At 66.6% G+C, this 20,122-nt stretch carries 18 protein-coding genes and 1 pseudogene; 9 read left to right on the top strand and 10 right to left on the bottom strand.

The genetic code is table 11. The features are described from left to right. Positions 1 to 123: 123 nt before the first annotated feature. The 4 genes from G6N50_RS19655 to dnaA form a co-directional block, all read right to left on the bottom strand. Positions 124 to 681 (bottom strand): DUF721 family protein, encoded by a 558-nt coding sequence (locus G6N50_RS19655; protein ID WP_083095101.1) that lies wholly within the window; start codon positions 679 to 681, stop codon positions 124 to 126. Continuing rightward, entirely contained in the window at positions 678 to 1,835 is a 1,158-nt protein-coding gene (recF, locus tag G6N50_RS19650) for a DNA replication/repair protein RecF (protein WP_083095100.1), read from the bottom strand. Before recF ends, G6N50_RS19655 begins: the two co-directional genes overlap by 4 nt. Continuing rightward, positions 1,836 to 3,035, bottom strand: coding sequence for a DNA polymerase III subunit beta (dnaN, locus tag G6N50_RS19645; RefSeq protein WP_083095099.1), 1,200 nt, complete (start codon positions 3,033 to 3,035; stop codon positions 1,836 to 1,838). Positions 3,036 to 3,602: 567 nt separating this feature from the next. Then, the gene (gene dnaA / locus G6N50_RS19640; protein ID WP_083095098.1) at positions 3,603 to 5,138 is read right to left on the bottom strand and encodes a chromosomal replication initiator protein DnaA; all 1,536 of its coding nucleotides are present in this window, start codon (positions 5,136 to 5,138) and stop codon (positions 3,603 to 3,605) included. Positions 5,139 to 5,736: 598 nt separating this feature from the next. Between dnaA and rpmH the strand changes: the two genes are divergently transcribed. From rpmH to G6N50_RS19595, 9 genes are all read left to right on the top strand, one after another. After that, on the top strand, positions 5,737 to 5,880 hold the full coding sequence (gene rpmH, locus G6N50_RS19635; RefSeq protein WP_003874369.1) for a 50S ribosomal protein L34: 144 nt from the start codon (positions 5,737 to 5,739) through the stop codon (positions 5,878 to 5,880). Positions 5,881 to 5,903: 23 nt separating this feature from the next. Further along, entirely contained in the window at positions 5,904 to 6,263 is a 360-nt protein-coding gene (gene rnpA / locus G6N50_RS19630; protein ID WP_083095097.1) for a ribonuclease P protein component, read from the top strand. Continuing rightward, a complete protein-coding gene (gene yidD, locus G6N50_RS19625) occupies positions 6,260 to 6,607 on the top strand; it encodes a membrane protein insertion efficiency factor YidD (RefSeq protein ID WP_083095096.1) in 348 nt (115 codons plus the stop codon). The genes rnpA and yidD overlap by 4 nt, the downstream gene beginning before the upstream one ends. After that, a complete protein-coding gene (yidC, locus tag G6N50_RS19620) occupies positions 6,591 to 7,685 on the top strand; it encodes a membrane protein insertase YidC (RefSeq protein WP_142275552.1) in 1,095 nt (364 codons plus the stop codon). Before yidD ends, yidC begins: the two co-directional genes overlap by 17 nt. Before the next feature lie 80 nt (positions 7,686 to 7,765). Continuing rightward, positions 7,766 to 8,332, top strand: a complete 567-nt coding sequence (locus G6N50_RS19615; protein ID WP_083095094.1) for a Jag family protein — start codon at positions 7,766 to 7,768, stop codon at positions 8,330 to 8,332. A gap of 73 nt (positions 8,333 to 8,405) precedes the next feature. After that, positions 8,406 to 9,146, top strand: coding sequence for a 16S rRNA (guanine(527)-N(7))-methyltransferase RsmG (gene rsmG / locus G6N50_RS19610; protein WP_083095093.1), 741 nt, complete (start codon positions 8,406 to 8,408; stop codon positions 9,144 to 9,146). Beyond that, the gene (locus G6N50_RS19605) at positions 9,143 to 10,159 is read left to right on the top strand and encodes a ParA family protein (protein ID WP_083095092.1); all 1,017 of its coding nucleotides are present in this window, start codon (positions 9,143 to 9,145) and stop codon (positions 10,157 to 10,159) included. Before rsmG ends, G6N50_RS19605 begins: the two co-directional genes overlap by 4 nt. Positions 10,160 to 10,182: 23 nt before the next feature. After that, positions 10,183 to 11,169: a ParB/RepB/Spo0J family partition protein gene (locus G6N50_RS19600; protein WP_083095091.1), complete on the top strand. Its 987-nt coding sequence runs from the start codon at positions 10,183 to 10,185 to the stop codon at positions 11,167 to 11,169. Between the two features lie 266 nt (positions 11,170 to 11,435). Next, on the top strand, positions 11,436 to 12,188 hold the full coding sequence (locus G6N50_RS19595) for an acetyltransferase (RefSeq protein ID WP_142275551.1): 753 nt from the start codon (positions 11,436 to 11,438) through the stop codon (positions 12,186 to 12,188). Here the strand turns inward: G6N50_RS19595 and G6N50_RS19590 are convergent. From G6N50_RS19590 to G6N50_RS19565, 6 genes and pseudogenes are all read right to left on the bottom strand, one after another. Beyond that, positions 12,185 to 13,408: an N-acetylmuramoyl-L-alanine amidase gene (locus G6N50_RS19590; RefSeq protein ID WP_083095089.1), complete on the bottom strand. Its 1,224-nt coding sequence runs from the start codon at positions 13,406 to 13,408 to the stop codon at positions 12,185 to 12,187. The genes G6N50_RS19595 and G6N50_RS19590 overlap by 4 nt on opposite strands. Positions 13,409 to 13,540: 132 nt before the next feature. After that, positions 13,541 to 13,894, bottom strand: coding sequence for a thioredoxin (gene trxA, locus G6N50_RS19585; RefSeq protein WP_083095088.1), 354 nt, complete (start codon positions 13,892 to 13,894; stop codon positions 13,541 to 13,543). After that, positions 13,891 to 14,901, bottom strand: a complete 1,011-nt coding sequence (trxB, locus tag G6N50_RS19580) for a thioredoxin-disulfide reductase (RefSeq protein ID WP_163650869.1) — start codon at positions 14,899 to 14,901, stop codon at positions 13,891 to 13,893. Before trxB ends, trxA begins: the two co-directional genes overlap by 4 nt. Positions 14,902 to 14,987: 86 nt before the next feature. Continuing rightward, positions 14,988 to 15,758 carry a hypothetical protein gene (locus G6N50_RS19575; protein ID WP_083099529.1) on the bottom strand — a complete coding sequence of 257 codons (771 nt, stop codon included), beginning with the start codon at positions 15,756 to 15,758 and terminating at the stop codon, positions 14,988 to 14,990. 73 nt (positions 15,759 to 15,831) lie between these two features. Next, positions 15,832 to 16,419, bottom strand: a complete 588-nt coding sequence (gene sigM / locus G6N50_RS19570) for an RNA polymerase sigma factor SigM (protein ID WP_083099532.1) — start codon at positions 16,417 to 16,419, stop codon at positions 15,832 to 15,834. Between the two features lie 77 nt (positions 16,420 to 16,496). Further along, positions 16,497 to 20,073: pseudogene (locus tag G6N50_RS19565) on the bottom strand (lipid II flippase MurJ). Positions 20,074 to 20,122 lie beyond the last annotated feature (49 nt).

The raw sequence follows: 20,122 nt of genomic DNA, 5'->3' as shown, positions 1-20,122 counted from the left end.
GCACGATTTCTTTATTCTGGCCGCGTCCCGACGTGCGTCGAGGGGGTCTGCGTCGTCCTGGCCGATTTCAGGGGCCTGTGGACAAACCCCCGTCTGGGCATCCGCAGGCGGGGGTCTGACTCCCTAACCGTAGGTGTCGCGCGGGCCTCGTCCCGCGATGTGACGCGGCCCCTTACGCCAGGAGGGTGCGGCCGGGCCGGTGATTCTCAACGACGTCACGACTCCGTTGCCGACGGCGGCCGCGATCTTGGCCAACAACTGCGACTGGATCATCCGCAACTGGGTGGCCCACGCCGTCGATTCGGCGGTCACGCTCAGCACGCCCTCGTTCAGGGCGGTCGGCACCGCATGGTCGGCGATCTGGTGGCCAACCACCGTCGCCCAGTTTCCCAGCACGGTGCCCTCGGCGACTTGCGCTGACCAACCCCGTTTTTTCGCCAGTTCGCGCGCCAGGCTGCCCAGCGGTTGCGGGTCTCGAACGTCGGGTCCGGGTCCCGACCAGCTGCGTCGCCGGCCCGCCACCCGGCGCGGCACGGGAGCCACCGCCCGGCCGCGGCCGGCATCTTTTCCCTGGGCCCGGGCCGCGGCCCGAGCCTCCTCGAGGGTGCGCCTGACCAAATCGATCCCACTCAGCGCACTCGACGCCCCGCTGGGGCGCGGACCGTCATCCGTACCGGTCATGAGTGCATCTCCGATACCCGGCCCGAGTCGCCGTCGCATAAGTCGACGTAGACCTGTCGAGCTTCCCAGCCCGCCGGAATGTCTTCGAGCACCGCGGCGGTGACCAACACTTGTTCGGCGGATTCGGCCACCGTGGCGAGTGCGCGGCGCCGGGCGGTATCGAGCTCGGCGAATACGTCGTCGAGCAACAACACGGGTTCGCTTTCCTCGGCACGCAGTAGTTCGTAAGCGGCCAGCCGCAGCGACAAAGCAAACGACCACGACTCCCCATGGCTGGCAAAGCCTTTCGCGGGTTGATCCCCGAGCCACAATTCCAGGTCATCGCGGTGCGGCCCGACCAGACACATGCCCCGTTCCAGCTCCGCGCCGCGGCGTGCCGACAATGCCGCCAGCAAGGCGGCTTCCAGGAATTCACGATCGGCGCCGGCGAGATCAGCCGCCGCCTCGGCAGCCAGGCTGGATCGATAACCGATGGACGCGGCACGCGATCCGGGAGCCAAAAGCTGATACGCCTTTTCGACCTCCGGAGCCAACTGGTTCACCAAATCGATACGCGCGGCCATCAATTGGGCACCGTGTTCGGCGAGGCGACTGTCCCACACGTCGAGCGTGTCCAGCGCGCCCTGGTCGCCCCGGTAGCGCGCACCGGACAGCGATTTCAACAACGCCGTGCGCTGCCGCAAGACTTTTTCGTAGTCGACCCGCACCGCGGCCACCGCCGGGCGGCGCACCGTCGCCAGGTCATCGAGGTAGCGGCGCCGGTCCGACGGATCACCCCGCACCAACGACAGGTCTTCGGGAGCAAACAGCACCGCGCGCAGGACCCCGATCACTTCGCGGGTACTGCGCACCGGGGAACGATTCAGCCGTGCCTTATTCGCCCGGCCCGCGGCGATTTCCAGATCGACCGCACACTCCCTGCCTTCGTTGACGACGATTGTGGAAATCAGCGCGCGGTCGGCACCCGCGCGAATCAACGGCAGGTCGGTTCCCACCCGATGTGAACCCAGGGTGCTCGAATACCACAGCGCCTCAAGGAGATTCGTCTTCCCGAACCCGTTGGACCCGATGAAGACCGTCCGACCAGGCTGCAATTCGAGGTCGGCGTGTGCCCAGGACCGGAAGTCACGCAGTCCCAAATGCCGGACGTACACCTAGCCAGGCAACCGGACAGGCATCAACAAGTAGACGTAATCGGTCGGCAGGGCGCTGTAGGGGCCCGGGCCGGTCGGGTGGCTGTCGTCGTTCAACGCCGGACGCAGCAACGCCGGCTTACCCGGAGTAGTGAAACCGAACGACACCCGCTCGGAATGGACCGATCCTAATCCGTCGGTCAGGTACGTCGGGTTGAAGGCGATCGTCAACGGCTCGCCGACAAAATCGACCGCCAGATCTTCTTCGGCCCGGCCGACGTCATCGGCACCGGCGGACAACCGCAGCGAACCTTCGCTGAATTCCATCCGCACCTGCGCACCACGGTCGGCCACCAACGCCACCAGCTTGATGGCCTCGGTCAACTCCGCCACATTGATGGTCGCCACGGCCGTGTGCTCGGCCGGCAGCAGCTGACGGAACTTCGGAAACTCCGCATCGAGCAGGCGGGTGGTGCTGCGCTTGCCATTACCGCTGATGCCGAGCAATCCATCTTTTCCGACGCCCGAGCCCGCACCCAATGACAACCGGACCTCGGAGCCGTCGGCGCCGGTCCGGGCGGCTTCGGCCAGCGTCTTGGCCGGCACCAGGACCGCGGCTTCGATGTCCGGTGCGGCCGCCGACCAAGTCAGCTCGCGAACTGCCAAACGGAATCTGTCGGTCGCGGCCAACACCACCGTGTCCCCCGAAATCTCTACCCTGATACCGGTCAGCATCGGCAACGTGTCGTCGCGGCCGGCGGCGATGACAACCTGGCCGATCGCCTCGGCGAACAGATCAGCGGGCAGCGCCCCGGTCTCTTCCGGCAGCGTCGGCAGCGTCGGGTAATCCTCGACGGCCATCGTCGGCAACGAGAACCTGGCGTTTCCGCAGTGCAGCGCCACGCGATTACCGTTGACGTAGAAGTCGATGGGCTTGTTCGGCAGTGCCCGCACGATGTCCGACAACAACCGGCCGGATACCAAAACGCTTCCCGGAGAAGCGATTTCGGCTGAAACCTGTGCTTCGGCGGAAACTTCGTAATCGAATCCGGAGATCGTCAGGCCCTCGTCGGTTCCAGACAGCAGCACACCGGACAGCACCGGCACCGCTGGTCTGGACGGCAGGTTCTTCGCCACCCACGAGACCGCGTCGGCGAAAGACTCCCGCGTTAAACGAAATTTCAAGTCGCTGAGGCCAGCCGTTGTCGTCGCCGCGTCCATAGCGTCCCTTCACCTACTCAGCGTTTCGAATCCATTGGCTAGCCGCCCGCCGCTAGCACGGGGCTCCGCCACGAACGCCGATGACATGCAATGCCAACGACGAACGTTACGGCAGTCGAAGAACAACCGTAGATCCTTCGGGGCCATCTTGAAAGCTAATCGCAAAGCCCGACAACCCGAGCTGACCAAGGCCAAGGCGACGGGTGTGTGCCGCGCGTCCCCAAGCCTGTATTTCAAAGAAGAACCGATGAAGAGATCTCAGTACCAGTATTAAGGCCTGTGCATTCTGGGGAGAACACCGTCTCGGCGCAGCTAGCGCCATGATCGGGTTGTGCATTGCGGCGTGCCTACCTGTTGGTGGTGTGTTGGGTGGGTGGGGACGAACCACGGCTGTGCACGCACGCGGTGTTACTGCACCGGCGTTTAATTGCGTTGTGCACAGCCCTGCCCACATACGCACGGTGTGGCGGGTGTGACAGACGCGCGTGAAGTTTCTCGAAAAAAATCACAAACTCGGGCAGCAGAAGCCCGGAAAACGGCGCTCGGTGCGCCGGGCGAGAGAAGAACTCAGCGCTTGGAGCGCTGCCGGATGCGAGTGGTGAGCTCCTTGACGTGATCAAAAATCTCACGGCGCTCGGCCATCTCGGACAAGATCTTCCGCTGCGCATACATGACCGTGGTGTGGTCCCGGCCGAACGCCTGGCCGATCTTGGGCAGTGAGAGGTCGGTGAGCTCGCGGCATAGATACATGGCGATCTGGCGCGACTGCGCCAGCGCGCGAGTCTTGCCGGGCCCGCGGAGTTCTTCCACGGTGGTGTCGAAGTACTCGGCGGTGGCCGCCATGATGGTGGCCGCGCTGATCTGCATGGTGCTGGCATCGGCGATCAGGTCGCGCAGGACGATTTCGGCCAGTGATTTGTCGATCGGCGTCTTGTTCAGCGAGGCGAACGCGGTGACCCGGATCAGGGCACCTTCGAGCTCGCGGATGTTGCGCTCGATGCTGCTGGCGATGAGTTCGAGCACGTCGTCGGGCACCGCCAGCCGCTCCATCTGAGCTTTCTTGCGCAAGATGGCGATCCGGGTTTCCAGCTCCGGGGGCTGCACATCGGTGATCAAGCCCCACTCGAAGCGTGTTCTCAGCCGGTCTTCCAGGGTGGCCAGCTGTTTGGGCGGCCGGTCCGAGGAGATGACGATCTGCTTGTTGGCGTTGTGCAGCGTGTTGAAGGTGTGGAAGAACTCTTCCTGGATACCTTCCTTGCCTTCGATGAACTGAATGTCATCGACCAGCAGCACGTCGACGTCGCGGTAGCTGCGCTTGAACGCGACTTTGCGGTCGTCACGCAGCGAGTTGATGAAGTCGTTGGTGAACTCCTCGGTGGACACGTACTTGACCCGCATCCCCGGGAACAGCCGCTGGGCGTAATTCCCGGCGGCGTGCAACAGGTGGGTCTTACCGAGACCGGACTCACCCCAGATAAACAACGGGTTGTAAGCCCGCGCCGGTGCTTCGGCGATCGCCAGGGCGGCCGCGTGTGCGAACCGGTTGGAGGCGCCGATGACGAAAGTGTCGAAAGTGTAGCGGCGGTTGAGGCTCGTTCCGGCGGCGACGGCCGGGTCGATCGCGTGCGGCCGCTCGGTGAAGTAGTTGGGCCAGCCGGGCTGGTTGTCGCCGACGGTCTCGCTGTTTTCGAAAGCTTCCTCGGTATCGACGGCCGGTCCGTCGCCGCCGAAGGAAGGATCGGATTCGGGGAACGGTTCCGCCGGCGGGATGAGCGCGTCCTCGACGTCGTCGGGCGGGGGAGCGATGCGGACTCCCAGTTGGATCTGCTGACCAAGCCGACGGCTGAGCGCATCGGTGATGGGCGCGCGCAGATGTCGTTCGATCTCGTTCTGCACGAAACTGCTCGGCACCGACAGCAGAGCAAAGCCCTCGACGATGGTCAGCGGGCGAACCAGATTCAGCCACGCTCTTTGCTGCGGGGTGAGGGGAGTGACCAGCGTCGTGCGGTTGACGGTCATGCCGTCGGCAGTGGGCTCCCCGTTGAGCTCGGAAACGACCGCATTCCACACTGTCGTGAAACTGGAACCGGGGTCATCGGCCAACGACGCATCTCCCTGGTTTTCGAACGTCCCGGACCCGAGTCACACCACGCTTGGCGACAAAACAACTGTCCACATAGTTATACACAGGTGTGGACAGGATGATCGTAGGCGAGCCACAACCTACCGGCGACGGCTCGCGATCTCCGCGCTGGAAGAAAACCTCGGGAGGTTGTCTAGGCAGCTAGTCGATCTACCATCCTCGCTTCGTTGTCGAGCGCTGCTTCAGTCTAAAACGACTTCGCAGAAGCTAACAGTTTTCCGTTCGGCTGCCAACAGTTCTGCTGCATTCCAATCGGGTCGTTTAGGGTACGTGGGGCTTGCTTCGGCTCGTCATGTTAGCGGCGTGCGCGGCGGGTGTGACCGAAACCGAAAACGTTCCGACGCCTCCGTGCGGCTTCGTTGTGGCAAGCCAGGTTTGACCAGGCGAAGCCTCGTCAGTACCCTCAAACAGTCGCCCGAAAGTCGGCGATACGGCTGCGACCCGAACCACCTGGGGACCGCGCCGGCCAGCAGCACCAAGACCACCTCCGGTCGAACCGCGGACGAGCTCGATGCGAATGTCTGATCGGCCGGATGGCAACACAACGAGGAGAACGTCGTGGCCAAGGGCAAGCGGACCTTCCAGCCGAATAACCGGCGCCGAGCCCGCGTGCATGGCTTCCGCCTGCGGATGCGCACTCGTGCCGGACGCGCGATCGTATCCGGTCGGCGCCGCAAGGGTCGTCGCGCGCTCTCTGCCTGATCGCAACTTCAGGTCTTCCGGCGGTGCTTTCCGCGCGCAACCGCATGACGCGGTCAATTGACTTTGACGCGACGGTGAAGCACGGGATTCGTATGGCGCAGCCGGATGTCGTCGTGCACTTTCGGCGTGGGGAGCACCGCGACGAACCCCGCCCCCCGCGCGTCGGGTTGGTGGTGGGCAAGCCCGTCGGATCCGCCGTGGAACGTCATCGGGTCGCTCGCCGGCTGCGGCATGTGGCGCGCAATCTGCTGGGCGAGCTCGGCCAATCCGATCAGCTGGTGATCCGCGCGCTGCCCGGCAGCCGGACCGCATCCTCGGCTCGGCTCGAGCAGGAACTGCGCCGGTGTCTACGGCGCATACCGGCGGCGGGAAGTCAGCGATGAGAGCGGTGGCGCAGCTGCGCACGTTCACCCGTGATGCGGGAAGGACGGCCGCGCGCGGAGTGATTTTTTTGATTCAGCTGTACCGGCATATGGTGTCGCCGCTACGCCCGGCGACGTGTCGTTTCGTTCCGACTTGCAGCCAGTACGCGGTCGATGCTCTCAACGAGCACGGCCTGATTCGGGGGAGCTGGTTGGCTGTAGCCAGACTCGCCAAGTGCGGTCCATGGCATGAAGGCGGTTGGGATCCGATTCCGGACCGCCCGGGAAGCCACGTGAATTGCCAACATGCCAGCGACGCTTGGGCTGTCCAAGCGGCGCGAGGGGAGAGTGGATCTTTTGTTTGATTTCTTTAGCCTCGACTTCGTCTACTACCCGGTGTCGTGGATCATGTGGGTCTGGTACAAGTTGTTCGCCTCCATGCTGGGGCCGTCGAACTTCTTCGCCTGGGCACTGTCGGTGATGTTCTTGGTGTTCAGCCTCCGGGCCCTGCTCTACAAGCCCTTCGTGCGTCAGATCCGGACCACGCGTCAGATGCAGGAACTACAGCCCCAGATCAAGGCGCTGCAGAAGAAGTACGGCAAGGATCGCCAACGCATGGCGCTCGAGATGCAGAAGCTGCAGCGCGAGCACGGCTTCAATCCGATCCTGGGCTGCCTGCCGATGCTGGCGCAGATCCCGGTGTTCATCGGCCTGTACCACGTGTTGCGCTCGTTCAACCGCACCACCGGGGGATTCGGTCAGCCGCACCTGTCGGTGGCCCAGAACCGCCTCACCGGAAACTACGTCTTTACCCCGACGGACGTCGGACACTTCCTGGACGCCAACCTGTTCGGGGCACCGATCGGCGCCTTCATGACGCAGCGCACCGGACTGGACGCATTCACCTTCTTCAGCCGGCCGGCCGTGATCGCGGTGGGGCTGCCGGTGATGATCCTGGCCGGGGTCGCAACCTACTTCAACAGCCGGGCGTCGGTGGCACGGCAGAGCCCGGAGGCGGCGGCCAACCCGCAGACCGCGATGATGAACAAACTCGCGCTCTACGTGTTCCCGCTCGGCGTGGTCGTCGGTGGCCCGTTTCTTCCGCTGGCGATCATCCTGTATTGGTTCGCCAACAACATCTGGACCTTCGGGCAGCAGCACTACGTCTTCGGGATGATCGAGAAGGAAGACGAGGCTAAGAAGCAGGAAGCCATCCAGCGGCGCGCGGCGAATGCGCCGGCGCCGGGAGCCAAGCCGAAGCGAAATCCTAGGGCGGCAACTGCCGGCGAGAACGGTTCGCCGCCTTCCGCCGCGGACACCGACGGGTCCGGTTCCGCGGCGACGGAGTCCGACATGGCCGATGACTCAGCGACCAAAGCGAGCGAAGGCCCGAGCAACCGCACACCGCGGCCCGGGGCCCGACCGAAGAAACGCAAACGCTGACACCGGCGGAATAGCTACCGGGTCCGCCCCGACAGGGCGACCTAATTGGGCCGGGGCCCATGAAATGAGGGAGAGAAGACATGACAGACGCCGACACCACCGAGCGCGAGGTTGACACCGAGCTCGACACGCAATCGGCCGCCGAGGATGCCGCGGATTCCGGCGCCGAGGAAATCGATGATCTGGAGGAGCGGTTGGTCGCCGAGGGTGAAATCGCCGGCGACTACCTCGAAGAGTTGTTGGACCTGTTGGACTTCGACGGTGACATCGACTTAGACGTCGAGGGCAGCCGCGCGATCGTGAGCATCGACGGCAGCGACGACTTGAACAAGTTGGTGGGCCGTGGCGGCGAGGTGCTCGACGCGCTGCAGGAACTGACCCGGCTGGCGGTACACCAGAAGACCGGCGTGCGGAGCCGCTTGATGCTCGACATCGCGAGCTGGCGGCGCCGCCGCCGGGAGGAATTGGCGGCGCTGGGCGACAAGGTTGCGCGCCGAGTGCTCGAATCCGGCGAACGCGAAGAGCTCGCGCCGATGACGCCGTTCGAACGCAAGATCGTCCACGACGCCGTCGCCGCCGTCGCCGGAGTGCACAGCGAAAGCGAGGGCGTCGAGCCCGCGCGCCGCGTCGTCGTCCTGCACGACTGACGCGCGAAGTTACAGCCGTGTAGTTCCCGTCGTCCTGCCTTCGAAGGTTGTTCGTGCACCCTGCAACTCGAGGATGTTTCACGTGAAACATGTCGGCCCCGCCGACGCCGTGGCGGGAGGGTCGGGGGAGGGCGCCGGCTTCGGCGCCGCCCCAGATTCCGCGGCCGTCGTCTTCGCCGAACGGCTCGAAATCGCGCAGCGATACGCGGAGGTTCTGGCCAACGCCGGGGTCGAGCGCGGGCTGCTCGGTCCGCGGGAAGTAGACCGAATCTGGGACCGCCACATCTTGAACAGCGCGGCCCTCGCCGAGTTGCTCGATCGGGGCGAGCGAATCATCGATATCGGCAGCGGTGCGGGCCTGCCCGGGATACCGTTAGCGATCGCGCGGCCCGATCTCTCCGTTGTCCTGCTCGAGCCGTTGCTTCGACGCAGCGAATTTCTCAGCGAGGTTGTCAACGAACTAGGGTTAGCCGTCGAGGTCGTCCGTGGCCGTGCGGAGGAACCGGGAGTGCGTAACCGGTTCGGGGAGAGGGATGCTGCGGTGTCGCGAGCGGTTGCTTCGTTGGACAAGCTGACGAAGTGGAGTTTGCCCTTGCTACGACCCGGCGGACGGATGCTCGCCATCAAGGGGGAGCGTGCTTCCGACGAAGTTGAACAGTACCGGCGTGTGATGGCAGCATCGGGCGCCGCTGATGTCAGGGTGGTGACATGTGGCGCGAACTATTTGCGTCCCCCCGCAACCGTAGTTTCAGTGCGCCGCGGAAAGCCGCCACACCACAAGCCGGCACGGACCGGGAAGGCCGGAACCCGATGACTTCTTCAGGAGATTGGCCGGTGGCTCCGCAGGCACCGGCGGACGTTCACCAGGCGACCGCTCCGGCTCCGGCCGCGGCGAAACCGGAGGCCTCCGCGCCGCCGGGGTTGGCCGCCGCGCCGCGCGCGCCGGCGAATGTTTCACGTGAAACAGCCGACGAATTCGATACGCCGATCGGTGCGGCCGCGGAACGCGCGATGCGGGTCTTGCACACCACCTACCCGCCGTTGCGCCGGCCGCCCCATCGCCGGGTCTTCACGGTCGCGAACCAGAAGGGCGGCGTGGGCAAGACGACCACCGCCGTCAATCTCGCCGCCGCCCTCGCGCTGCAGGGACTCAAGACCCTCGTCATCGATCTCGACCCGCAGGGCAACGCGAGCACGGCGCTCGGCATCACCGACCGGCAATCGGGGACACCCTCCTCATACGAGGTCTTGCTCGGCGAGGTCTCCGTGCAGGACGCGCTGCGGCAGAGCCCGCACAACGAACGCCTGTTCTGCATTCCGGCGACGATCGACCTGGCGGGCGCCGAGATCGAATTGGTCAGCATGGTGGCCCGCGAGAACCGGTTGCGCACCGCATTGGCCGATCTCGACAGCCTCGACTTCGACTGCGTCTTCATCGATTGCCCGCCATCGCTCGGGCTGCTGACCATCAATGCTCTTGTCGCCGCGCCGGAAGTCCTGATCCCGATCCAGTGCGAGTACTACGCGCTCGAGGGCGTCTCGCAGCTGATGCGCAACATCGAGATGGTGAAGGCGCATCTGAATCCGAAGCTCGAAGTGACCACCGTGGTGCTGACCATGTACGACGGCCGGACCAAGCTCGCCGATCAGGTCGCCGAAGAGGTGCGTCGATACTTCGGGGCCAAGGTGCTGCGCACGGTTATTCCGCGCAGCGTCAAGGTCTCCGAGGCGCCGGGCTACAGCATGACGATCATCGATTACGACCCCGGATCACGCGGGGCGATGAGCTATCTCGACGCGAGCCGCGAACTCGCCGAGCGCGATTGACCACCATCCGCGAAGGGACGACCATGACGCAGCCGTTACGCAAGAAGGGTGGCCTCGGCCGGGGCCTGGCTTCGCTTATTCCGACCGGTCCCGCGGAGGGCGACGCCGGACCCGCGACCCTCGGACCGCGGATGGGCGACGCCGCCGCCGACGTCTTGATCGGGGGACCGCCGCCGCAGGACGCGTCCGCAATGGGCGCGGTCTACCGCGAAATCGCGCCGGCCGACATCGAGCGCAACCCGCGTCAGCCGCGCCAGGTCTTCGATGAGGAGGCGCTGTCCGAGCTGGTGCACTCCATCCGCGAGTTCGGCCTCTTGCAACCGATCGTGGTGCGGGCGGTCAAGGATTCGGCGAGCGGTGCGCGTTACCAGATCGTGATGGGGGAGCGACGCTGGCGCGCGGCCCAAGAGGCCGGTCTGGCGACCATCCCGGCCATCGTGCGCGAGACCGGTGACGACAATCTGCTTCGCGACGCCCTGTTGGAGAACATCCACCGGGTACAGCTGAACCCGCTGGAAGAGGCGGCCGCCTACCAACAGCTGCTCGACGAGTTCGGCGTCACCCACGATGAACTGGCCGCGCGCATCGGCCGGTCGCGGCCGTTGATCACCAACATGATCCGGTTGCTCAAGCTGCCGATCGCGGTGCAACGGCGCGTGGCCGCCGGCGTGCTGTCCGCCGGGCACGCGCGCGCACTGCTGTCGCTGGAGGCTGGGCCCGAAGCGCAGGAAGAGCTGGCCACCCGGATCGTCGCCGAGGGACTGTCGGTGCGGGCCACCGAGGAGGCGGTCACGCTGGCCAACCGGGCCGGCACGGCCACGCCGACCGCCCCCCGCCGCAAGCCGATTCAGATGCCCGGCCTGCAAGATGTAGCTGACAAGCTTTCGACCGCCTTCGATACCCGGGTGACGGTCAGTCTGGGCAAACGCAAGGGCAAAATCGTGGTCGAGTTCGGCTCGGTGGACGACCTCCAGCGGATCATCGACGTCATGTCCCCGCCCAAGTCATGACCAAGGACACCGTGTAATTACGTCACTGTGACACCGCGGCCGTCACTGCGCGGAATCGGCCTGCGCCAGCTGCTTAGCATTAGACGAAACGGCATGCGCATCAACAACTTTCGATGTTCGGCGCGCTGCGCCCGGTCGGTGCGGGCCATTTGGCCGCGCCAACCGCGCTGGCCGGGCCAAAGCTGGCCCGATCACGACCACCTCTCTTATCCTGGAGGGGTCGCCGGTGCAGATGGCTGCAGTACCGCACAGGAGCCAGGAGGCTAGTGTCCGCTCGAATCATGCCACTACGGCTCGAGGCATTCGAGCAGCTTCCCAAGCACGCACGCCGGTGCGTCTTCTGGGAAGTCGATCCAGCGACCCTCGGCAACCAGGATCATCTCACCGACCCCGAATTCGAAAAGGAAGCGTGGCTGTCGATGGTGATGCTGGAATGGGGTTCATGCGGGCAGGTTGCCACCGCGGTCCCCGACGAACGAAGCCAATCCGAGCCGTCGTGCCTGGGCTACGTGTTCTACGCCCCACCGCGGGCGGTGCCGCGGGCGCAACGATTCCCGACCGGTCCGGTGTCCGCGGACGCTGTGTTGTTGACGTCGATGGGCATCGAACCCGGGCCGGCTGCCGAGGACCTGCCGCACGGTTTGATCGCCCGGGTCATCGATGAGTTGGTGCGACGCGGCGTGCGCGCCCTCGAAGCGTTCGGCCGCACCCCGGCGGCCTCCGAATTGCAGGATCCGCGCCTGGTCGGTCCCGACGTGCGGCCGGTACTGGAAGCCGTCGGCGACTGCTCGGTGGACCATTGCGTCATGGACGCCGAATTCCTGAAGGACGCGGGATTCGTTGTGGTGGCACCACATACGTACTTCCCACGGTTGCGGCTCGAGCTCGACAAGGGCCTCGGGTGGAAGGCCGAAGTGGAGGCGGCCCTGGAGCGTCTGCTGGAGAACGCGCACCTGGAGCAGCCGGTCGGCGCCGGGTCCACGGCTGTGAATGGGTTGAAAACCACCCTCGATGGTTAGTTAGAACCGCCCAGGTGGCTGGTGCGTTCCACCGACAGCTCGTGAGCCAGTAACTCGGCGAAGGTGAATGTGCCTGTGGGACGGTCGTTTTTGCCCAACAGGTAGAGCCGCTTGACCGCGGCGAGGATTCCCTCGGCGATGGCGTCGCGCGTCTGCGTCGAGACCAGCATCGAACGATCACGCGGGTTGGTGATGTAGCCGACGTCGACCTGCACCGTCGGCATCCGGGTCAGACGCAGCAGATCCCACGTCCGGCCGTGCGTGCGGCAGTCCCGTAAACCGGTGCGGGCCACGACTTCTCGCTGGATGAAGTCCGCAAGATTACGCCCGATGGTGGACACCGAACCGTGCGAGTTCCCGAAGTGAAAGGAAGCCACCCCGTTGGCCGCGGCGTTGACCTGAGTTTCGCAGCGCAGGCTGATCATCAGGTCGGCCCCGACATTGTTGGCGGTGGCGGCGCGTTCGGCATCGAGGGGACTGCGGTTGACCGGGCGCGACAGGAAGGTCTCCATGCCGATCGCGGCCATCCGCCCTTCGAGCCGGCTGGCCAAGTCCCACAACACGTCTGCTTCGCTGACCGGTCCCGACGGACCCTGCATGATGGTGCCGTGGTCCGCGCCGCCGCGGCCCGGATCGATGATGATCCGCTTGCCCGACAGTTTCGGACCGGACGAGCGAACCAGCTCCTCTTCGCGGATCGCGTGCGGGGATCCGCCGGTGACCCGTGAACTCAGGAAGTGGAAGGAGCGCAACGTTTCCGGTCCGCAGATGCCGTCGGCAGACAGCCCGTACTCGCGCTGGTACGACATCAACGCGTTGTGGGTCTGCAACCCGAAGTATCCATCGACCAGGCCGGTGTAGAAACCCAAGTCCTGCAACCGCGCCTGCAGCGTGGCCACATCGTCGCCGAACAGCGGGGCACCGAATTGGTGATACAGCGTGCGGGCACCCAGCCGGTACGACGCCTCCTTGAGCGCCCGGTAGGTGGCCTCACCGACGATGCCGTCCACCAGAAGTCCGCGATGCTGTTGGAAGGCACGGACCGCCTGGTCAAGCTCGGCATCGAAGAGCTCGAGGGCCACGTGCCGACCGGTATCGAGGTCGTCCTCGGAGCCGTCAAGCAGGCCTAATGTGGCCAGCGTCGCCCGGATCTCGGTCACAGCAGCGCTGCGGTCACCACAGCGCAGCGCGTCGCCGTATTCGCGGCGCGGACTCGACATACCAAGGGCCCTCCGGGACTAACAGACAAGCTCAGATCTGGGCAACAGCTGACCGTATTGTCGCAGACGCTTCGCAAATTCGGGAAAACCCCAGGCCATTAGCGGGGCGTGGTGCGGCAAAATGAACGGAGATCAGCTGAGGTTGGGAACCGCGTCCGAAAGCTCCCGCAGTAAAGCCGCCTTGCCCTTCGCGCCGACGATCCGCTTCACCGGCTGCCCGTCCTTGAACAGGATCATGGTGGGGATGGAGACCACCTGAAAGTTCTGTGCGGTTTCGGGGTTGGCATCCACGTCGAGCTTGGCGACGGTGAGGTGTTCGCCCCGCTCGCTGGCGATCTCCTCGAGGACCGGCGCAACCATCTTGCACGGGCCGCACCACGTTGCCCAAAAGTCAACTAGCACAGGTTTATTGCTGGACAGCACGTCGGTGGAGAATGACGCGTCCGAGACTTCTAGTGTGGCCCCGGCTTTTTCGGCGTCGGTCATTGTGGTGCTCCAATCAATGTGTCGGTACTGCCAGGAAATTCGGTGGCGTCGCCTTGCGCGGCGGCGCTGGACTCTTCGTGGTCGGCGAGCCAGCGTTCGGCGTCGATGGCGGCCGAGCAGCCGCTGCCGGCGGCGGTGACGGCCTGCCGATAAGTGCGATCCACCAGGTCCCCGGCGGCGAACACCCCATCGATCGAGGTGGCCGTGGTGTGCCCGCGCACCAGCACATAGCCCTCAGGGTCGGTCTCGAGCACCTCGCGCACCAACTCCGAACGCGGGTCATGCCCGATCGCCACGAACACCCCGGTGACCGCCAACGTGGACACCTCACCGCTGACGGTGTCGCGCAGCCGCAACCCCGTCACCGTCTGCTCACCCTCAACGGCCTCCACGGCCTTGTTCGTCACGATGGTGATCTTGTCACTGGCCTTCGCGCGTTCCAGCATGATCCGGCTGGCGCGAAACTCCTCCCGCCGATGCACCAGCGTCACGCTGCGGGCAAAGCGGGTCAAAAAGGTGGCCTCCTCCATCGCCGAGTCCCCACCACCGATCACCGCGATGTCTTGATCCCTAAAAAAGAACCCATCACAGGTCGCACACGAGCTCACCCCGCGGCCCAGCAACTCCTGCTCCCCGGGCACCCCCAAATAGCGCGCCGCCGCCCCCATCGCCAAGATCACCGACCGCGCCCGATGCGTCTGGCCCTCAGACGTGGTCACCGTCTTGACCCGACCCTGCAGCGACACCGACTCGACGTCTTCCATCCGCAGATCCGCACCAAAACGCAACGCCTGCTCACGCATCTGATCCATCAACTCCGGACCCGTGATCCCATCACGAAAACCCGGGAAATTCTCCACCTCGGTGGTCGTCATCAACGCCCCACCAAACGACGTCCCCTCAAACACCACCGGCGCCAACTGCGCCCGCGCCGTATACAACGCCGCGGTATACCCAGCAGGACCCGAACCAATAACGATCACGTCGTGCACAGTGTCGGCGGTCATGAAAACCTTTCAAGCGATCGGATCTGTGTCAACGCCAGCGTAGGTACGCCTGTTCCCCGGTGTGTCGCACCACCCATGGCACCACATTAGAGGCGGGGAACCTGGGTGTTGGCCAGTAGTCCCGTGTCGGCGGCACTGCAGTTGGGGGAGACCGCATAGACGGCCAGCACGTGTGGGCTGTCGCCGGGTATCACCAGGACGACGCCGGGGCGGGCATTGATCTCGACCGGCCGCGCCCCCAGGACCTGCGTGGACGCGGGATAGCCGAGGCCGGTCAGGCAGGAGGCGCGCCGCGCCGGGTCGCTGAGCGCGCCGTAATCGGGGCTGCGGTCGAGCAGGCCGAGGATTTCGTGCTGGGAAAGCGGGATCTCCATCGGCGGCGTCGACACCGTGATGTGCTGGACGTCGCCAGGGGTGTCCGGGGCGGGTTCGGGAGCGTGCAGCAGCGCGACCGTCCCGAAGCCGATCGCGGCGAGCACCGCGCACAGGCCGGCAACCGCGGCGATGGTCCGGGCCGGGCGGATGTGGGGGCGTGCCGAGTGCACAGCGGGGCCGGCCGCTTCACCGGAAGCGGTCTCCGCCGAGCGAAGCGCCGCGGAGATTCGGGCTGCCACCTCGGGGGGAGGGTCGGGTGCCGCGCCCGAGTCGGCGCCGACGGCGGCGACGTCATGCCGAACCTGGTTCAGGGCGCCCAGCACGCCGGCGGCTTGGGGGTCGGCGCGGACTTGCCGGCGGACGCGTGCGGCGGACTCGTCGTCCAAGATGCCGGCTTGCAGGTCGGCGAGGAGATGGACGGTCAGCGCCGGCTCTGACTCCGCGCTGCGGTCATTCGCCGCCTCGTCATCCGCTGCATCCATCGGACCCAGTGTCCGTCATGCGCGCACCGATCGCCACGAACAGCACCGCCGGGGCGGCCGCCTGTCGGGTGGGTCAGGCCTGGCCGGGGGCGGCGTCGGGCAGCGCGTGGGCGCCGACGTTGAGGTAGCCCAGCAGCTCGGCGAGCCGAACCCGGCCGCGAGCGCAGCGGCTTTTGATCGTGCCTTCGGCGACGCCGAGCAGCCGGGCGGTGTCGGCCACCGAGTAGCCCTGCATGTCGACGGCCACCACCGCGGCCCGTTGCTCGACGGGAAGGCGCATCAAGGCGCGCTGCACCGCCATTGTGGTCTCGACCTGAGCCGTCCGATCGGCCACCGGATAGATGTCTTCCAGCGGCACGGTCGGGTGGGCTTTGGTGCGGCGTAGCCGGTCCAGACAGGCGTTGACGACGATGCGGTGCAGCCAGCTGCCGACGGCGGCGTCGTGGCGGAACGCGCCGGCGCCGCGGTGCGCCGAGAGCATGGCGTCTTGCAGCGCGTCCTCCGCGTCCTCGGGGCTGCGGGTGGTCAGTCGGGCCAGCCGGTGCAGGTGCCGCTGATGGCGGCGGAACAGCTCGCTGAAGGCGTAGCGATCGCCGGCCACGTGGGCCGCCAGCAGCTCGGCGTCGCTGCGCTCGTGCTTGGCGTTTCTCCTGAAGCCCACGGCCGGACAGTAACTAATTGCGTATGACGCGGCACTTCACTTGCGGCGCCTCGTGTGAGTGTTCGGGACCGCCCGGATCAGGACGCGGCCTGGACCGTGATCTCCGAAAAGCCGGCTTGGCTCTTGCCGCTGGTGGTTCCCAGCGTGGATATCCACACCAGCAGATTCGACGTCGGCGAGCCGGCCTTGACCGGGATCACGTTGTGGCCGGGCTTGAGCGTGAAGGCCGGGGCCAGCACGGTGGTGTCGTTGAGGCTGGACGGCGACGGCGAGGATGCCGCGCGGATCTCAACCTTGGTTCCGCTGCTGGGCGTGTCGATGCTGACTTGGCCGATGACGGTGGGGCTGGGCAGCTGCAAGATCAGCCCCTCGCCCTGCTTGAAGCTGGGGAAGGGGACGGCGTCGGTGTAGACCTCGGTCGCCCAAGCCGTCGAGGGGTCGCCGTCGATGGCCTGGCCCGCGGTCCCGGCGTTGTCGGCGTCGCCGTCGGGGGAGAAGACTGTGGCTTTGGTCGGCTTGACGACGCTGCCCGCCGCCGCGGACGGGGCGCTCGACGTTGCCGAGGCGGACGACGACGAAGGGCTGTTGAGTCCGAGCTCATCCTTATTGAGGCCGCCACCGACGTTGCCGAAGATCTTGCTCACGATCGACGCCAGCAGCAGCAGGGCCACCACGATGACGGCAAGGCCGGCCGCGACCCCGATGATCACATTGCGTCGTCGGCGCGCGAAGGCCGCCTGGTCCTGACCGGTTGAGAGCAGGGCAGTTGACGGCGAGGGTGAATCGTCGATCGGTCCGAGCACTTCGGTGCGGTCGGCGACCGCGGTGGCCTGCTGAAGCAGGTTCAAAAGCGTTGAGGCGCTGCGGATCCCGCCGTCCTCCTGGACGGCTCGGACGGCGACGGCGGAGATCTGGAACGGGATGTCGCGGTCGACGGACATGGGTTCGACGGGATTACCCGAGGAGTCGCGCTCGGCCGCCGCGAGTCCGCTGCGCACCCCGCTCTCCAGGATGGGCCACCGATTGACCAGCAGGGCGTAGAGCGCGGCACCGATGCCGCGGATGTCATCCTGCGGGTTGGCGTCGGGCATGGTCGCCGGGTAGGCCAGCACGACGTCGCCCTCAATGCTGACCCGCACCCGGCTGGGGTGGTCGATCGACAGGGCGACGCCGGCGCGGTGGGCGGCGTCGGCGGCGGCGGCCAGGGACTGCATGGCCCGCACGGCCCCCACCGGTGAAGGTGCGGTGTCGGCCACCTCCTGCAGCGAGCCGCCCCGAATCCACTCCGAGACCACCAGGCCGCCCGAGCCGGTGTGCACGACATCGAGCACTCGGGCGATTCCGGGTTTGTCGATGCGGCTGAGCCGCAGGGTGCGCGACAGGATCTCCTGCAGGACCTCGTCGGGCAGAGCACCGTCGGGGTCGACGAAGGTCAGCGCCACCTGCCGGTCCAGGGCGGTGTCCAGCGCCTGCCAGAACTGCAGCGGCGGCGCGCCGCCGTGGAACACCAGCAGGCGATACCGTCCGCCGGCGATCCGGGCGCCCGGCACCAGGTGCACGTCGTCTCCCGCGGCGTCTGCCGAACGCTCGCGCGGCGCTTCGAACGGGGTCGGTGCGCGCCGGGATTCCCCGGGCACATCGCTCCTGGCCTGATCGGACGGGCGCTGCGCGGACCGTTGGGGCTCGTCAGCGGGGATGTCGGGGTGGAAGTCGTCGGCGACCGGCCGCGGCAGCGGAGTACCTGAACCTGCGCCAGGTCCAGCGCTGGGGGATGCGCTCTCCATCGGGCGGTCGGTCACCTCCGGTCCTTTCGCTAGCCGGGGCTCGGTTGGCCCGCTCCGGAGGCCTGCGCCGGATCGGCTCCTGGACCGCATTTACCCCAGGCGGGGAAGAATTCCTCTGCTCAGGGTACGTGACCGGGCGCCGGTGAGACGATCGATCCTTTGCACGTGGTCTGCGCGGGCGCGGCCCGCGGCCCGTGATGCGGTAGCGGAGGGCGTCCAGCGCCGCCCGCGCTTCGGGGACCTGTGCGCGCAGCATGACCGCGGCGGTGATGGGCAGCATGATCAGCCCCAGGACGAACAGGCGAAGCAGGGAGCCGGCGCCACCGTGCTCGGTCAGGTGGTCCAGCCCCAGCAGCCGGTCGCTGACATGTGCGATCAACCCGGCCAGCATGGACGCGGTGAGCGTCACCAGGATGGTCCGGACCTCGCCGACGCCGATCAGGTGGCCACCCGCCGGCAGCAGGGCGCGTCGCAGCAGGAGGTAGCCGATGACCGCGCCGGCGAGGAATCCGACGCCATTGGCCAGCCCGAGGAAGCCGGCCACCAGCTTGGGGTCGTCGGTGAGGTGCGGGGCCAGCACCGAGCCCAGGATTTTGACGGCCGTGATGACGAGGATGATGACGATCGGCGTCCACGGCTGTTCCCGCGCGTAGAACACCCGCAGTTGCAGGAGCACCAGGCCGTAGGGGATCAGCGTGAAGGCCGAGAGGGTGATCGCGGCGCCCAGGTAGCCGGCGTCGACGTTCCCGAAATGGCCGTAGGCGAACAGCGCGCTGCCCATGGCGGGACCGCCGACGGTCATGAACGCCACGATCGGGATCAGCGTGATCAACGTCAGCCGGGTGGCCAGCGACAGGTCGCCCAGGACGGCCTGAGTATCGTCGGCGGCGGCGTTGCGGCTCAGCCGCGGCATCACCACGGTCAGCACCGTCACGCCGATCATCCCGAACGGCAGCATCAGGACCAGCCAGGTGTAGTTGTAGATCGCGGGGCCGGAGGCCGCCGCGGTGCTGGCGATCTGATTGCCGACGACCAGGCCGAGCTGGCTGATCAGCACGTAGAGCACCATGGCGGCGGCCATGGTGCCGAAGCGCTTGAGGCGCTGGTCGATTCCCCACAGTGGGCGCAGGTCGACGCGTTGGCGCCGCAGTGCCACCAGCAGCAGGCCGGTTTGAGCGAACACGCCCAGCGTGGTGCCGATGGCGAGCACCAGCAGCTTGGCGTTGCCCATGCGGACGGGGTCGACCGACAGCTCACCGGGAACCAGTGCGTAGACCGCCAGGGTGATCAGCGCGACGACGTTGTTGACGACGGGCGCCCACGCCGTGGGCCCAAATACGTTGCGGGTGTTCAGGATCGCCATGAACACCGACGTCAGGCCGTAGGCGAGGACCTGGGGGAGCAGCAGATAGGCGAAGGCGACGGTGAGCGGCTCGTTGACTTGCGGGGCGCGGCCCAGCATCAGCCGCACCAACAGCGGGGCGGCCGCCACCGACAGTGCGGTGGCGACGATCAGGAGCGCCGTCGTCAATGTGACCAGGCGCCGCACGAAGGCCGCGCCGCCGTCGGGGTCGCTCTGCTCGGCGCGCGCCAACACCGGCACGAAGATCGCGGTGAACGTCGCCTCGAGCACCAGGGCCGCCACCAGGTTGGGCAGCTGATTGGCCACCGAGAACGCGCTGGACAACGCCGCGCCCAGGATCGCGGCCAGCAGCACCACACGGGCGAAGCCGGTGAGCCGGCTGATCAACGTGGCGAAGGCCATCGCCCACGACCGCGAGACGACCGCGGAGTCGGACAGCTCGGGGCGTCGACGGTCTATCTCGGCTGCCACGGGCGGCAGCGGCCCGGTCGGCGGGGAGCCCGGCATCCGGGAACGCCGCGGCGGCTCGGGCAGGCGGTGGTGGTGGTGCGGTTCG

This window comes from Mycobacterium mantenii (assembly GCF_010731775.1).
In the GTDB taxonomy this organism is placed as follows: Bacteria; Actinomycetota; Actinomycetes; order Mycobacteriales; family Mycobacteriaceae; genus Mycobacterium; species Mycobacterium mantenii.
The sequence above is the reverse complement of the archived record's forward strand: the minus strand, read 5'-3'. Positions and strand labels throughout refer to the sequence as shown.